Raw genomic sequence first — 14,717 nt, forward strand, 5'->3', positions numbered from 1 at the left:
AGCACCAGCGCTACGGGCGCCCGGCGGCCAGCGACAGCCCCGGGAACAGGTCCTGGAACGGCGCGGCGGAATCGATTCCGTCCCGGCCGAAGGGCGCGTCGAAGCTCCACACCATGAACAGCAGGAACACGATCAGCGCGCTGAACAGCCCCGCCAGCAGCAGTTCCCGCCCCGACCGCCGGATCTGCAGGGTGAAGATCAGCCCGACCGTGACCAGCCCGCCCACCACCAGCCCGAACCACACCACACCCGGCAGCGTCGACTCGTCGCTCTGCGTCCGCTCGTGCCGGGCGTCGTCGGCGGCCGCGATGTGGTCCAGGAGCGGCTGGTAGGCCTGCGCCTGGAGCTCGTTGCCCGGGCTCTGGTGGGTCACGTCGCCGCGCAGCTTGCCGAGCAGCTCGCCGCCCTCCGGGGACGCGGGCGCTCCGGCGATCAGCCGCGGCCAGTCCACGCTGACGGTGTGGGCGACGTACGCGTTGACCTCGCCCCGGATCCGGTCGCGGACCGGGGCCGGATAGACGTCGGCCCGCTGGGTGACCTCGTACAGGGACTGGGCCTCGCGGCGGACGCTGTCCTCGGCGGCGCCGCGCGCCTCCCAGACGCCCGCGATGGCCAGGCCGAGCACGATCGCGTAGACCACGCCGACCATCATCACCATGTACTCGATGACGTCGGGGGTTTCGCTGGTGTCCTCGTCAGCGGCGACCCGGCGGTGCCGGAGCGCGGTGAAGGCGAGGACGAGGGCGCAGACGAGCGCCATGGCGATGGCCAGGACCAGCCATTCGGACACGAGGGTTCTCCGTAGGTCATGTAGGTTCCGTAGGTGGAATGAACGGACGAAACGTTCAGCTGCGGCTCTTGGAACGCGGTCGCAGCGCGACGGCCGCGAGGACCGCCGGGGTGGTCACGACGACCATGAGCATCACGGTGGACATGCCGTCCGGGCCGCGCCTCGCCAGTGCCGAAGAGTGGTACGGGCGCACGTGGAACCGCCCCCCGGGCCCGGCCCCGGCTGCGCCCCGGACCGGAGCCTTCCCTTCGGCCGGCGCCGCCTCCGCGCCCCCCGGCCCGTCCACCGCGACCCCCGGCGGCTCCGCCACCCCGGCCACCGCCTCCGCCGTCGGCCCCGGAGGGGGCTGCGCCGCCGCGCCCGGCCTCGGAGACGCGGCCGGGAGCGGGCCCCGCCCGGGATGGAGCACCGTCGGCCCCGCCGCGCCGGACAGGGTCACCCGTGCCGAAGGCCGCGCGGAGGGCTCCGCCGCGGGCGGCGCCGGCTTCGGCCCGGCCGGAACGCACAGGTCGACCCGGGCTCCGTGCCCGCCGTGGCCGTCTCCGGCGACCTCCACATGACCGTGCAGCGGGCAGAGCGCCGCCACCAGGCCGGCCCCGGCGAAGTACTGCCAAGCGGTCACCGCGCGTTCTCCCGATTCAGCGGCAGGGATGAGGGTTACGCCTGAAGAAACGATCACCGCGGGGGTTCGATACGCGGCAGACAGGTCAAGATCCGCCCACGAGGACTCAGTTCAAGCCACCCGCACCACCCGGCCCGCAGCGACCGGCTCACCCGTCCGGCCCATTCCGCCACGCGGCCGCCGCGACCCCGCCCGATGATCGGAGAACCGATTCCGCAGCTCGGCGGGGTCTCCCCGGGAGCACAGGGACGGTGGCGGGTGGAAACGGACGGCGGGAACGGCGGGCACCGCGGGAACGGCGGGAACCAGGGGAACGGCGGGCACCAGGGGAACGGCGGGCGCGGCCTCGAAGAACAGGTGGACGCCCTGATGGACGGCCTGCGGGCCGACCTCGAACGGCTCGCGGCGATCCCCTCGATCGCCTTCCCCGGCTATCCGCCGGAGCCCGTCGAGGAGGCGCACGACCTGATCGTCGCCCTCCTGCGCGAAGCGGGCGTCCCGTCGATCGAGCGGATCGACCTCCCGGACACCGCCCCGGTGATCTACGGCGAGATCCCGCCCCCGCATCCGGACGCCCCGACCGTGCTGCTCTACGGGCACTACGACGTCCAGCCGGCGGGCGCCGCGTCCCTCTGGCTCTCCCCGCCCTTCGAGCCGACTCCGGTCCCCGGCGGCCTGCGGGCGCGCGGCATCGCCGACGACAAGTCGAACGTGATCGCGCACCTGGGCATGCTGCGCGTGTACGGCGGCCGCCCGCCGGTCGGGATCAAGCTGGTGATCGAGGGGCAGGAGGAGTACGGCAGCCCCTTCGACGACTACCCGCCCACCGATCCGGCGCGGTTCGCCTGCGATGCCATGGTCATCGCCGACCTCGGCAATCTGCGGCCGGGCACCCCGACCCTGACCACCGGTCTGCGCGGGGCCTGCGAGGTGACGGTGGAGGTGCGCACGCTCGCCGAGCCGCGCCACAGCGGGGAGTTCGGCGGCGCCGCCCCGGATGCCCTGCTCGTTCTGCTCCGCGCGCTCGCCACCCTGCACGACAAGAACGGCGACGTCGCCGTGCCCGGGCTGCGGCGCGATCCCTGGGATGGAACGACCTACACCGAGGAGGAGTTCCGCGAACTCGCCTCGGTCCTCCAGGACCTGCCGCTGATCGGCACCGGCTCGCTCGGCGAGCGGCTCTGGAGCGGTCCCGCGATCACGGTCATCGGGCTGGACGCGCCCAGCGTGGACCACGCCGCCTCGGCCGTGGTCCCGTACGCACGGGCCAAACTGAACCTCCGCTTCCACCCGCACCAGGACCCGAGGGAGGCGCGCGCCCTGCTGGTGGCACACCTGCGGGCGCAGGCGCCCTTCGGCATCCCGCTCACCGTCACCCCCGGCGACACCGGCCCCGGCTTCGAAGCGAAGACGGGCGGGCCGGCGTACCGGGCGGCGCTGACCGCGCTCAAGGAGGCCTGGGGCACGCAGGCCTCGTACGTCGCCACGGGCGGCTCGATCCCTCTGGTGAACGGCCTCGCGCAAGCGGCTCCGGGCGCGGAGGTGCTGCTGTTCGGCGCGCAGGACAGCATGTGCAACCTGCACGCGCCGAACGAGCGGGTGCTCCTGTCGGAGCTGCGCAACACGGTGGTGGCGATGGCCGCCTTCGTACGGGAGTACGCGGCGGACTTCGAGCCCTCCCCGCCCCCGGCCCCGCCCGCGCCCCACGACCCGGCGGCCTCCGGAGGCGCGCGGTGACCACCTCGGCCCCGGCCCCCGCCGCACCGGCTCCGGAAGAGGAGCCGCCGGCGAAGAGGTACTCCTTCCCCAGCGCCCTGACCGTGCTGGCCATCGTCACCGTCGCGATCTGGCTGCTGGCCTTCCTCGTGCCGGCCGGCCAGTACGACCGCAACGACAGCGGCGCCCCCGTCTCGGGCACCTACCACCGGGTCGCGGGCACCCAGAGCTTCACGGACCGCCTGAACGACCTGTTCCTCTCCCCCGTCAACGGTCTCTACGGCATCCAGGACCCCAGCACCCACCAGGTCGGGCCCACCTTCAGCGGCGACCTCTACGGCAGCGCGGGGGTCTTCCTCTTCGTGCTCGCCATCGGCTCGTTCATCACCGTCGTCTTCGCCACCGGCGCCCTCGACCGCGGCATCGCCCGCCTCGCCCACCGGCTGCGCAACCGCGGCGCGCTGCTGATCGCCGCCGTGATGGTGGTCTTCTCCATCCTCGGCACCGTGGAGGGCTTCGCCGAGGAGACCCTCGGCTTCTACGGCCTGCTCGTGCCCATGATGCTGGCCCTCGGCTACGACCGGCTGGTCGCGGTCGGCGCCTCCATCCTCGGGGCCGGCGTCGGCGTGCTCTGCTCCACCGTCAACCCGTTCGCCACCGGCGTGGCCTCCTCGGCCGCGGACATCTCGCTGGGCGACGGGATCGGGCTGCGGTTCCTGATGTGGATCGTGCTGACCGCCGTGACCGTCCTCTACGTCATCCGGTACGCGCGGCGGGTCCAGAAGGATCCGGCCAAGTCCCTGTGCGGGTTCCTGCCCGGCGACCGGGAGCAGAAGGCCACCGGCGACGAGGAGGCGGAGCCCGAGCTGACCGGCCTGCACAAGACGGTGCTGGTGCTGCTGGTCCTGGTGTTCACCTTCATGATCTTCTCGGTGGTGCCCTGGTCGAGCGCGCTCACCGGCAAGGCGGACGCGACCCCGTACGGCTGGGAACTGGACTGGTCCTTCGCGCAGCTCGCGGCGCTCTTCATCTGCGCGGCCGTGCTGATCGGCCTGGTGGCCCGGATGGGCGAGGCCAAGCTCAGCTCCACGATCATCCAGGGCGCCGCCGACTTCATCTCGCCCGCCCTGGTCATCATGCTGGCGCGCGGGGTCACCGTCATCATGAACAACTCGAAGATCACCGACACCGTGCTCCACTCCATCGAGGGCGTGGTCAAGGGAACTTCCTCGGGGGTCTTCGCGATCATCGTCTTCCTCGTGAACCTCCCGCTCGCCTTCCTGATCCCCTCCACCTCCGGCCACGCCACGCTCACCATGCCGATCCTGGCCCCGCTCGCCGACTTCGCGGGCGTCTCCCGCGCGCTGATGGTGACGGCCTGGCAGGCGGCGAGCGGCTGGATGAACCTCTGGGTCCCGACCACCGCCGTGACCATCGGCGGCGTCGCGCTGGCCAAGGTCGGCTACGACAAGTACCTGCGCTTCGTCTGGCCGCTGCTCGGCATCCTCGCCGTGCTGATCTGCGCGTTCCTGGCCCTGGGCGCCGCGCTGTGAGGGCGGGCCGGGCTCCCGGACAGTTCCCGGTCAGTTCCCGGTGTGGCGGGTGCCGTCGAACTTGTACGGCCAGGACACCTGGGCCGCGACGGACACCTCGCCCGCGCCCGGCTGGACCTTCAGCACGGTCATCCCCAACTGGCTCTGGGTGTACGAACTCCAGCGGATGCCCGTCGTGCCGGACCAGCCGCTGTAGCTGAACTCCTGGTAGCGGCCCGGGCCCATGTCGACGGTGGTGGTCCGCAGCGAGAGGCATGCCACGAGCGCCCCGCCGTCGCTCGTCCGCCAGAGCGGCCCGTACGGGGTGCGGGTGGGATCGGAGACGGTATTCAGCGAAGCCGGGTTGCTCAGCCTCTCCGGCAGTCTCTTCTTCGCGTCGGCCCTGTCGACGCGGGCGCCGTCGATCCCCGCGCCCCAGGAGATCCCGTCGGTGTCCGGTCCCGACGTACCGAACACGTAGTCGTCGTAGAGGCCACAGACGGTGGCCGGGTCGGCGGCGAGCTTCGCGGTGTCCCCTCCGGTCACCGCCTGGCCGTCGGAACCCGTCGCGGGCTGGGGCAGAGCGGTGAGCGACGGCGCGTACGTCTTGAGGGCCTTGCGCCAGACCCCGTCCGCCCCCTCGTGGTAGAGCGACCAGACCAGCTCCGCCGCGTTCTCCGTGGCACCGACCGCGGCCGAAGCCGTCTCGTACGCGCCGAGGATCCACCGGCCCTTGCCGTCTGGGCCCGATCCGGCCCACGCGTGCACGGCCGGTGAGGTCGCGGGCGAGTTCGTCGGCCGGGGCGGGGCGCCGGTCCCGTACCTCTTGCCGTTCTCGGAGATGGCGAGCAACTCGTCCAACCACGGCCCTTCGGCGGCCCCCTTGATCACCTCGGGGTCCGAACTGTCCGCGTCCCCCCGCTTGTTGACCGTCTCGACGATGACCCGCGCCTCGTCGGCGGTGAGCGGGCGCGCCGAGGCCGACGGACCGGCGGCCGCCGGTCCGTCGGACGCCTTCGCGTCGGACTGCTGCCGGCAGCCGACGGCCGCGCACAGCAGCACGAGCGTGGCGATGACCGGGACCGAACGCCTCATCGTGTCTCCCCCTGAGATCGAATCGAAGAACCGATCTTCCCCCGGGCCCGCTCCGGGACGAACGGCACCCCTCCGGCCGGGGGTACGCGTGAGGGGCGCGGCCCGTGTCAACGGGTCGCGCCCCTCACGGAGTCATACCTGTCGGATCAGGCCTCCGGGTTGCCGCCGAAGCGCTCGCGGTAGGACTCCAGGTCCTCTTCGGTGATCCTCGCGAAGAGCACCGGCGGCACGGTGAACGGCGTTCCCGCCGGTACCGCGTCCAGGGACTTGGCCTGCTCCGGGGTCACCCACGTCGCCGTGTCCCCGTCGAGCGCGAACGCGGTGCGCATGGCGCGCGCCGAGGCCGGGATGAAGGGCTCGGAGACCACCGAGTAGAGGTGGATGAGGTTCATCGCGGTGCGCAGCGTGAGCGCGGCGCCGTCCAGGTCGGTCTTGACCTCCAGCCAGGGGGCCTTCTCGTCGAGGTACCCGTTACCGGCGGACCACAGGGCGCGGAGCGCGGCCGCGGCCTTGCGGTACTGGAGGGAATCCATGTGGCCCTCGTACTCGGCCAGCAGCTCGGCGATCTGCTCGCCCAGCCTGGCCTCGGCCTCGCCGGCCGGGCTGCCCGCCGGGACCTCGTCGCCGAACTTCTTCCGGGAGAAGGTCAGTACGCGGTTGACGAAGTTGCCGAGGGCGCCGCCGAGGTCCTTGTTGACCGTGGACGCGAAGTGCTCCCACGTGAAGGAGGAGTCGTCGGACTCGGGCGCGTTGGCGATGAGGAAGTAGCGCCAGAAGTCGGCCGGCAGGATTTCGAGGGCGTGGTCGGTGAAGACGCCGCGCTTCTGCGAGGTGGAGAACTTGCCGCCGTAGTACGTCAGCCAGTTGAAGGCCTTGACGTAGTCGACCTTCTTCCACGGCTCGCGGGTGCCGAGCTCGGTGGCCGGGAACATCACCGTGTGGAACGGGACGTTGTCCTTGGCCATGAACTGGGTATAACGAACGTCCTCGGCCTCGTACCACCAGGACTTGTAGTCCCGGTTCGCCGGGTCGGCGTCGGCCCACTCCTTGGTGGAGGCGATGTACTCGATCGGGGCGTCGAACCAGACGTAGAACACCTTGCCGTCGGCGGCCAGTTCGGGCCACGTGTCGGCGGGGACCGGGACGCCCCAGTCGAGGTCGCGCGTGATGGCGCGGTCGTGCAGGCCCTCGGTCAGCCACTTGCGGGCGATGGAGGAAGCCAGCTGCGGCCACTCCTCCTCGTGCTCCGCGACCCATGCCTCGACCTCGCCCTGGAGCTTGGACTGGAGGAGGAAGAGGTGCGTGGTCTCACGGACCTCCAGCTCCGTGGAGCCGGAGATGGCCGAGCGGGGCTCGATCAGGTCCGTGGGGTCCAGGACGCGGGTGCAGTTCTCGCACTGGTCGCCGCGGGCCTTGTCGTAGCCGCAGTGCGGGCAGGTGCCCTCCACGTAACGGTCCGGCAGGAAGCGGCCGTCGACCGGCGAGTAGACCTGCCGGATCGCGCGCTCCTCGATGAACCCGTTCGCCTGGAGCTGGCGCGCGAAGTGCTGGGTGATCTCGCGGTTCTGCGCGGAGGAGCTGCGGCCGAAGTAGTCGAAGGACAGCTCGAAGCCGTCGTAGACCGCCTTCTGGGCGTCGTGGGCCTGCGCGCAGAACTCGGCGACCGAGAGACCGGCCTCCTTCGCGGCGAGCTCGGCGGGGGTGCCGTGCTCGTCGGTGGCGCAGATGTAGAGGACGTCGTGGCCGCGCTGGCGGAGGTACCGGGAGTACACATCCGCCGGAAGCATCGACCCGACCATGTTGCCCAGGTGCTTGATCCCGTTGATGTAGGGAAGCGCGCTGGTGATCAGGTGTCGAGCCATCCTCGGATGCTCCATTTCATATATGCCGGTTACAACGTGACGTGCGGTTCATCGTATCCAACCGCCGAAACGCCGCGTGCCGCATTTCTTCGGGCGGGACGTGGGTGGCCACGGGCGGCCATAACACAAAGGCGAGGGTGGTGACCTCTGCGTCACGGCCCTCGCGCTGCGGCCATGGTACAGGCGGGGAAGGAGGCACCGGACCGCCGTCCACGGTTGCCGAACCGCCGGACACCTCCTAGTCCCGGCCTCCCGTGCCGCCGTCGATCGCGGTGATGCGGGCTCCGCTCGCCAGGGCGCCCGTCAGGACGACCGGGGCGCTCCGCGGACCGGCGACGGGCACCGCGAGGACCCGGCCGGACGCCTCCGCCCGGACCGCACCGTCCGCCGTGATCCCGGTGACCTCGCGGCTTCCGGCCGCCAGCAGGTACCACTGGCCGGCGGGCGAACGCCACCGGGTGCCCGCGAGCAGGTTCTGGCCGAAGCGCCCGCACGCGGCGGTCGAGCGGGCCCGCGCCACGTCCTGCGGGGGCCCGGCCGGCGGCCGCAGCTGGACCAGGACGTCGCCCGGACCGGCCCAGCCGGAGGCCCGGGTGCAGGACCAGACCGCCCGCCCGGCGCCGTCGGGGAGTTCGGAGTCGGCGAAGTCCCAGATGTTCACGGCCCGTACCGCGCCGCCGCGCAGTTCCCGCAGCCGGCAGGCGGCCGTCGCCCAGGCCGCCCGCGCGGCGGGGCCGGTCGCCTCGCGCGGCTGCCGCGCGGCCACGGCCGTCGGCCCGTCGGGCAGCGGTGTGTAGGTGAGGTGTACGGGGGTCAGGGCGGCGCCCGGGTCGGCGAGGACGAAGGCGTGCTTCTCGACGATGCGGGCGGAGGAGGTCAGCTCCAGCGCGGGCCAGCTCTCGCAGGCTCCGTCCGTACGGGGGACCTCGGTCTCCTCGGTGACCCCGTCGGCCGACACGGCCAGGGGCCTGGCCTCGTCCCCGGCCCGGAGCAGGTCCCGGGTGGCGGCCTTCGCGATCCACGGCGCGAGCAGGTACCGGGCCCGGCCCCCGTCCCCGCCGGACCGGCTCAGCACGAGCGCGGCGGCGGTGGTCACGTTGGCCCCGTCGGTACGGGCGAACGCGAGCTCCCGGCCGCGCGGTCCATCGGCGGCTTCGCCGTAGCGCACCACCCGGTCCGCGTCGAGCAGCAGGACCACGGCCCGGCCCCCGGTGTCCCCCGCGTACAGGAGCTGCGGCGCGTGGCCCGGTGGGTCCGTCGGCGTGCCCGGCGCGGCGGTGACCGCCACCTCGCGGGGCCGGGCCGCCCAGGCGGCCAGGGCGCGGGCGAGGAGACCCCGGTCGGTGGTGCGCCCGCCGCGCGCGGGCCAGGCGGTGAAGTCGACCCGGGCGGTGTCCGCCCAGGCCTCGGCGGGCACCCGGACCAGCCGGGCGGGATCCAGCGCCCCGGCGGCGGCCGGTCCGGCGAGCGGGGTCGCCTCGGGGCGCGGCGGTGATCCGTCGGCGGCGAGGATCCCGGCGGCCAGGGCCAGCGCGGCCACGGCGGTCCAGGCCGCGCGGGTCCGGCGGCGACGGCGCAGCAGGTCGGTGGGGCGGGCGCTGACCACGCTGGCGTCGAACTCCGAGCCGCGCGGCCCCCGCAGGAGCGTTTCACCGAGAACTCCCCCGACCTCGTGCGAACCCGGACCACCGGGACCACCCGGACCACCCGGACCACCCGGACCGACCGGACCACCCGAACCTCCCGGCCGCCCGCCCGCCTGCCCGCCGGCCCAGCCGCCGTTTCGGTCACCGGACCAGCCGCCTGCCCGGTCGCCGGACCAGCCGGCAGCCCCTCCGGCCGTCCGCCCGTCCGCGCGGGCACCGGCCCGGGGTCCGGCCCCGGGTGCGTCGCCGATCCGGCCCACGCCCCGGACCCCGACTTCCGAAGCCCAGCCCGCCCCGGGCCCGGACACCGGTCCGGCTCCCGGTCCCTCCGCCGGAGACACCGCGGCCCCCGGTCCCTCCGCCGGAGACACCGGCACCGCACGGACCGCCAGCGCCTCGCGCAGCGCGTCCGCCGGGTCCGCCACCCCGGCCGCGCCGAGCAGCCGGACGGCCGTTTCCTCGGGCAGGCCGTCGATGCGGTGCAGTACGAAGGCGGCCCGGACCGGTCCGGGGGCCTGCGCCAGCAGCCGGGCGGCCTCGTCGATGCCGCCCGCCGGGGGCCACAGCCGCAGCCCCCACACGAAGGGCGGGACCGGTGGCCACCCCAGCGCGGCCGCGGTGACGCGGGCCCGGCCCGTCGGAGCGAGGCTCGCGCGCAGGACCCGTACCCGCACCTCCGCGAGCGGACTGCCCGGGCTGTCGGGACCGGCCGGGGCCCCGGTGCTGCCGCGCCCACCGCGCGGCAGGGCCCGCTGGACGGCCTTGTGCGCCAGGAGGACCCGGGTATGGCGGCCCAGGGAGACCGGGAGGGTCACGTAGGCGAGCCGCACCAGTTGGGGGTACTGCTCGACGAGAACGGCCTCGGCCTGCTCCACGGCGGTGGAGCGGAATCGCTGTGTTGTGCCCACGATCCGACAAACGAGTGAATCTTGGGATGGTCACACGCCGTACGCGTCCGGCGGAGGTACGAAACGGGCGCACGGGAGGGCGGCATATGCGTTTGCGCTGGTTGAGCGCCTGCGCGATCGACTTCGATCACCTACTGGTCATCACCGAACGTAATTCTTCCAGCTTCCGCCTCTGCGCCCTCCGAGTGCGCCCGCGCTGATTTCCTTGGGCCGCGCACACGGGATGGGGTGGAGCGGTGAGCGATGGCAGCGGACCGGAGGAGTCCGGTGGCGGGGCCGTGGGTCTGCCGAGCCGGCGACGGCGGCCGGCTCCCATGACCCAGTGGGATCCGACGGCACGCCTGTCGTACTGGGCCTTCCACGCCGACCGGCGTCCGGCCTACATGCGGTTCGCGTACCTGCAGCTGGGTACCGACGCGGCGGCCGAGGAAGCGGTCGACGCCGCCTTCGACTCGATCATGGGCGAGTGGCTGCGGATGCTGCACATGGACCGTCTCGACGCCTACGCCTGGACCGTGCTCAAACAGCGGATAGCCGACCGCCAGTACCGCCGCACCCCCTGGCCGGAGCCGATGGACATCAGTGCCTTCGAGGCCGCGCTCAAGGAAGCCCATGTGGAAGCCGACCAGTACGAGGTGCTCACCGACACCATCCGGTTCTACTCCGCCGTCTCCCGGCTCGCCGAACGGCAGCGCGACACCGTGCTGTTGCGGTACGGGCTCCAGTGCACCCCGGGCGAAGCCGCCGCCATGATGGGTGTGGACGAGGCCACGGTCCGCTCGCAGCTCGGACAGGCGCAGCGGCGCCTCGCCCGGCTGCTCGACACCTCGGCCGAGTCATGAGCCGGGGCACGAGCCACGGGACCAGGCGCGAGGACGGCGGACTCCCGCGCTCCCTGGACGAGTTCCTGGCGCGGGCGGGCGTGCGCGACCGCTATCCGCACTACGACCTTGGCGCGGCGGAGGCCCGGCTGCTGCGGGGCGACGGCGGCAGCGGCGGCCGGAGCGAGCGCGTCCTGGCTCCGGCGTCACCGCAGCCGGTCCCCCGCCGGCGCGGAACCCACGGCCGGCGCCGGTCGTTGGGCTGGTGCGACCCCGCGCGGGACGTGCCGCTGGACTCCGAGCGGGCCGGGCTCGACCTCAAGGCCGCCTGCCTGGCTTCCGTTTGCGCGCCCAGGGCCCGGGAGCGACTCGACGCGTTCCAGACCGGCGGCCACGCCGATCTGCCCGGAGCCGTGGTCTTCGGCTGTCTGCTCCACCTGGCCGGACTGCGCGAAGGGGCCCGTTTCTGGTGGCAGTTCGCGGCCGGCTCCGGCCGGTCCCGGACCACGCACGCCGCGTACTGCCTCTTCCTCGACCACTCCCGGCGCGGAGAACACCACGACGCCAGGATCTGGGCGCGGGAACTGGGCCGCCGACGCTTCCGGCCGGGCGGGCCCCGGGACCTGCGGGAAGTACGGCTGTGCGCCCAAGCGGCCGTCCTGCGCTACGTCGACCAGCTCGACGACCCCGACCTGGGCCCGGTGCCGCTGCCCAAGCCGGGGCTGTCCGGGGTGCTGGAGGCGTTCCTGCCCCCGTCGGCCGCTCCGGTGCGGCCGCCCCGACCGGGCGCGGGCCCGCTGCGCCACCCGTCGCTGACGGCCGCGGCCCGCGGGACCGTCGTACAGCCCGGCGGCGGCGAGGCCCTGGCGCAGGCCCGCCGCGCCCTGGCCCTCGTACGGGTCCTCGAACGCCGGCCGCTCGGCGTACGGACCGGGCGGCTGGGGCGCGAGGCCGGCCTGGCAGAGGCCGAGCTCGGGCCGCTGCTGTCGATGCTCTGCGAGGAGGGGTACGCGTACCGGCCCGGCGTCGGGGTGTACGCCCCCGGGCCGGCCCTCGGCCGGGGCCTCGCGGGCCAGCTCCAGCACACCCTGTCCCTGGCCAGGGACAGTGCGGGCGCGGCCGTGTACCTGAGCCGGTACGCAGAGGGGGAGGTCCGCATCACCCAGATGGCGGACGGGCCCGGCACCCCGCCCGTGCGGGAGTGGGTCGACTTCCGGGACGCCGCGCACGCCAGCGCGGTGGGCAAATGCCTGCTGAGCCAGCTCGACCACGACGGCCGCGCCGACCACGTGGCCCGGCACCGGCCCGCCCGGCTCACCGAGCGGACCATCACCGACAGCCGGGCCCTGTTCACGGCGCTCGACGCGGTGGCCCCGGGCGCGCCCGTCTTCGACCTGCGCGAATACTCCCCGGGCGTAGTCTGCGCGGCCGTGCCCCTCGCGATCGGCGACGCGGCCGGCAGCCTCGCGCTGTCGCTGCCGGGCGCGCACGCGCACCGGCTGCGGACGGCCACCGAGGCGCTGCGGCGCAAGGCCGTCCCGGTCCTGCTGGCGCTGCTGCTGGCGGGGGCGATCCCGCCGGACGCCGCCCCCGGCGCGGACCCCGCCGCGGCTGCCGGACCGGGCCGGGGCGCGGGCACGGACCCCGACCTGAACCGGGACGGCACGGAGACACGGGAGCCCGGGCCGCACGCCCTGCCCGATCCGGAACCGGCGCCGATGCCGGTACCCGTCTCCGCGGAGACGCTGCGCCACCTGCGCAGGCTCTTCCGGACTCCGCTGACCCGGGCCGCTCAGGGGGCGAACGGGCCGCATCTGGTCAGCGACAGCGCCTCGGAGGCGGCGTACCTCTTCGACGCGCCGCAGGAGGGCGATTTCCCGGGCCTGGCGCTCCCCCGCACCTTCGCGCCGCTGGTCCCGGGCAGTCTGCGGACGGCCGAAGGCCTGGTGGTGCTGCGCACCTGAAGCCGTCAGGGGGCCACGGAACCGGGCGCGCCGGGGACAAAGGTGGCGACGGCGGTGTCGAACTGGTGCTTCGCCTCCGCGAGGTTCCCGACCGGCGCGGAGACCCAAATGTCGTACATCCGGCCGTTCTGGTCCCAGCAGATGTCATAGGTGTGCCGGGGCCCCTCGGCCGCCGTGAAGCCGTTCCAGGTGAACTCCCACAGGGCGGCGGGCTGTTCCTGGTGGGTCGTGGAGACGACCTTGCCGTTCCGGTAACCGGGATTGGTGTCCGGGCCGTTCGCGTGGGACTGCCGCATCACGCCGAGCGGCCCGCCGGACACCGGCATCTTCACCCGGATCCCGATGCGGAAGGCACCGTCCGGGGAGACGTAGAAGACGCGTTGGTCGTCTGTGGCCCGCTGGTATCCGTCGGGTACGGCGATGCCGAAGCCCTGCGGGTCCCGGACCGCGTGGTACCCGGCGGGCGGCGCGCCCGGCGCCGCACTCTGCTGCGGCGCGCTCACCGCCGGACTCCCGCTCGCCGCCGGATTGCTGGAGAATGTCTGCGGCGCGGACGGGCCGGGGGCTGCGGCCGGGGACTCCCGCGCGGCTGCGGGCTCCCGCCCCTCGTCGCCGAACATCGAGGTGGCGGCCACCGCCCCGCTCGCCGCCAGGACGACTGCGGCCGCGATCAGCCCGATGCGCAGGGCCGGTCGGGCGGAGGCGAGCTGGCGCGCCGTCAACTGCCCGTCTGCCCTGACCTGTCCGGCGGTATCACGACCGGCGAGCTCCCTGTCCGCGGGGGCCCGGTCCGCCGGCGAACGGTCCGCCGGCGTCCGATCCACGGGCATCCGATCCACGGACGCGAGGCCTCCGCCCCCGCCCGCCACGTACGCCGACAGCAGCCGCTCGGCCTCGGGCGCCGTCATCCTGCGCTCCGGATCGCGTTCCAGCAGGCCTCTGATGACCGGGAGCAGCGGGCCGGCCTGCGCGGGCGGCCGGATCTCGGCGGACACGACGGCGTGCAGGATCCCGCCCAGCGAATCGCGGCGGAAGGGCGACTCCCCGGTCAGCGCGGCACACATCAGCGTGCCGAGCGACCACAGGTCGGAGGCCGGACCGGCCTCGGCGCCCTGCATCCGCTCGGGGGCGGTGTACTCGGGCGAGCCGACGAACGCACCCGTCTCGCTGATCGTGGTGGCTCCGGTCAGGCGGGCGATGCCGAAGTCGGTGAGCACCACCCGGCCGGTGCCCGCCTCCATGAGGACGTTGGCCGGTTTGACGTCCCGGTGGAGCACGCCCCGGCCGTGCGCGGCGGTCAGGGCGCCGAGCAGGGCGAGCCCGGTCCTGGCGGTCTCGACCGGGGTGAGGGTCTTCCCGGCGGAGATCAGAGCGGCGAGCGAGCCGCCGTCGACCAGTTCCATGACGATGCAGGGGCGCCCGTCGTGCTCGATGACGTCGTGGACCACGACGACGTGGGGGTGCCGGACGAGCGCCACGGCGCGCGCCTCTCGCAGGGCGCCGGCCGCCACGCCGCCGTCCTCGTCGCCCTCGCCCACGTGGAGCACCTTGACGGCGACCGGCCGTCCGAGCAACTCGTCGGCGGCCCGCCAGACCGTGCCCATCCCGCCCCGGCCCAGCCGCTCCTCCAGGCGGTACCGCCCGGCCATCACGACACTGCCGCGCGCCTCGTCCTGCGCCACCGCGCTCCCCCTCACCTGGTCCAGGGCCCATGATGCCGCAGCCCGCCGGCCACAGACCCTCCGCGCCGGTATCCCGGCA

9 protein-coding genes and 1 pseudogene are annotated in these 14,717 nt (G+C 73.9%); 4 read left to right on the forward strand and 6 right to left on the reverse strand.

Going from position 1 to position 14,717, the window contains the following annotated elements; genetic code table 11:
- Positions 1-10 precede the first annotated feature (10 nt).
- Both ACFXDJ_RS03110 and ACFXDJ_RS03115 read right to left on the reverse strand, forming a co-directional pair.
- On the reverse strand, positions 11-790 hold the full coding sequence (locus ACFXDJ_RS03110) for a hypothetical protein (protein ID WP_384662926.1): 780 nt from the start codon (positions 788-790) through the stop codon (positions 11-13).
- 55 nt (positions 791-845) lie between these two features.
- Positions 846-1,412 (reverse strand): hypothetical protein, encoded by a 567-nt coding sequence (locus tag ACFXDJ_RS03115; protein WP_384662929.1) that lies wholly within the window; start codon positions 1,410-1,412, stop codon positions 846-848.
- Positions 1,413-1,781: 369 nt separating this feature from the next.
- Between ACFXDJ_RS03115 and ACFXDJ_RS03120 the strand changes: the two genes are divergently transcribed.
- Both ACFXDJ_RS03120 and ACFXDJ_RS03125 read left to right on the forward strand, forming a co-directional pair.
- On the forward strand, positions 1,782-3,149 hold the full coding sequence (locus tag ACFXDJ_RS03120; RefSeq protein WP_384847637.1) for a M20/M25/M40 family metallo-hydrolase: 1,368 nt from the start codon (positions 1,782-1,784) through the stop codon (positions 3,147-3,149).
- Positions 3,146-4,681, forward strand: coding sequence for a YfcC family protein (locus ACFXDJ_RS03125; protein ID WP_384663293.1), 1,536 nt, complete (start codon positions 3,146-3,148; stop codon positions 4,679-4,681). Before ACFXDJ_RS03120 ends, ACFXDJ_RS03125 begins: the two co-directional genes overlap by 4 nt.
- A gap of 30 nt (positions 4,682-4,711) precedes the next feature.
- On the opposite strand, the gene ACFXDJ_RS03130 is transcribed toward ACFXDJ_RS03125, so the two are convergent.
- From ACFXDJ_RS03130 to ACFXDJ_RS03140, 3 genes are all read right to left on the reverse strand, one after another.
- Positions 4,712-5,755 carry a hypothetical protein gene (locus tag ACFXDJ_RS03130; protein ID WP_384847613.1) on the reverse strand — a complete coding sequence of 348 codons (1,044 nt, stop codon included), beginning with the start codon at positions 5,753-5,755 and terminating at the stop codon, positions 4,712-4,714.
- Positions 5,756-5,901: 146 nt separating this feature from the next.
- Positions 5,902-7,617, reverse strand: a complete 1,716-nt coding sequence (gene metG, locus ACFXDJ_RS03135; protein WP_384663296.1) for a methionine--tRNA ligase — start codon at positions 7,615-7,617, stop codon at positions 5,902-5,904.
- A gap of 238 nt (positions 7,618-7,855) precedes the next feature.
- Positions 7,856-10,171 (reverse strand): hypothetical protein, encoded by a 2,316-nt coding sequence (locus ACFXDJ_RS03140; RefSeq protein ID WP_384847616.1) that lies wholly within the window; start codon positions 10,169-10,171, stop codon positions 7,856-7,858.
- Positions 10,172-10,407: 236 nt separating this feature from the next.
- On the opposite strand from ACFXDJ_RS03140, the gene ACFXDJ_RS03145 reads away from it, so the two are divergent.
- Positions 10,408-11,013: a sigma-70 family RNA polymerase sigma factor gene (locus tag ACFXDJ_RS03145; protein ID WP_384658169.1), complete on the forward strand. Its 606-nt coding sequence runs from the start codon at positions 10,408-10,410 to the stop codon at positions 11,011-11,013.
- 842 nt (positions 11,014-11,855) lie between these two features.
- Positions 11,856-12,554: pseudogene (locus tag ACFXDJ_RS03150) on the forward strand (IclR family transcriptional regulator C-terminal domain-containing protein); the annotation flags it as partial.
- A 407-nt stretch (positions 12,555-12,961) separates the two neighbouring features.
- On the opposite strand, the gene ACFXDJ_RS03155 reads toward ACFXDJ_RS03150, so the two are convergent.
- Positions 12,962-14,605 carry a serine/threonine-protein kinase gene (locus ACFXDJ_RS03155; protein ID WP_384847640.1) on the reverse strand — a complete coding sequence of 548 codons (1,644 nt, stop codon included), beginning with the start codon at positions 14,603-14,605 and terminating at the stop codon, positions 12,962-12,964.
- Positions 14,606-14,717 lie beyond the last annotated feature (112 nt).

This window comes from Streptomyces sp. NPDC059443, from assembly GCF_042750105.1.
Classification (GTDB): Bacteria; Actinomycetota; Actinomycetes; order Streptomycetales; family Streptomycetaceae; genus Streptomyces.

Coding starts and splice junctions, on each gene's coding strand:
- ACFXDJ_RS03130 (WP_384847613.1), bottom strand. CDS start 5,755: ATGAGGCGTTCGGTCCCGGTCATCGCCACGCTCGTGCTGCTGTGCGCG.
- ACFXDJ_RS03155 (WP_384847640.1), bottom strand. CDS start 14,605: ATGGCCGGGCGGTACCGCCTGGAGGAGCGGCTGGGCCGGGGCGGGATG.
- ACFXDJ_RS03120 (WP_384847637.1), top strand. CDS start 1,782: ATGGACGGCCTGCGGGCCGACCTCGAACGGCTCGCGGCGATCCCCTCG.
- metG (WP_384663296.1), bottom strand. CDS start 7,617: ATGGCTCGACACCTGATCACCAGCGCGCTTCCCTACATCAACGGGATC.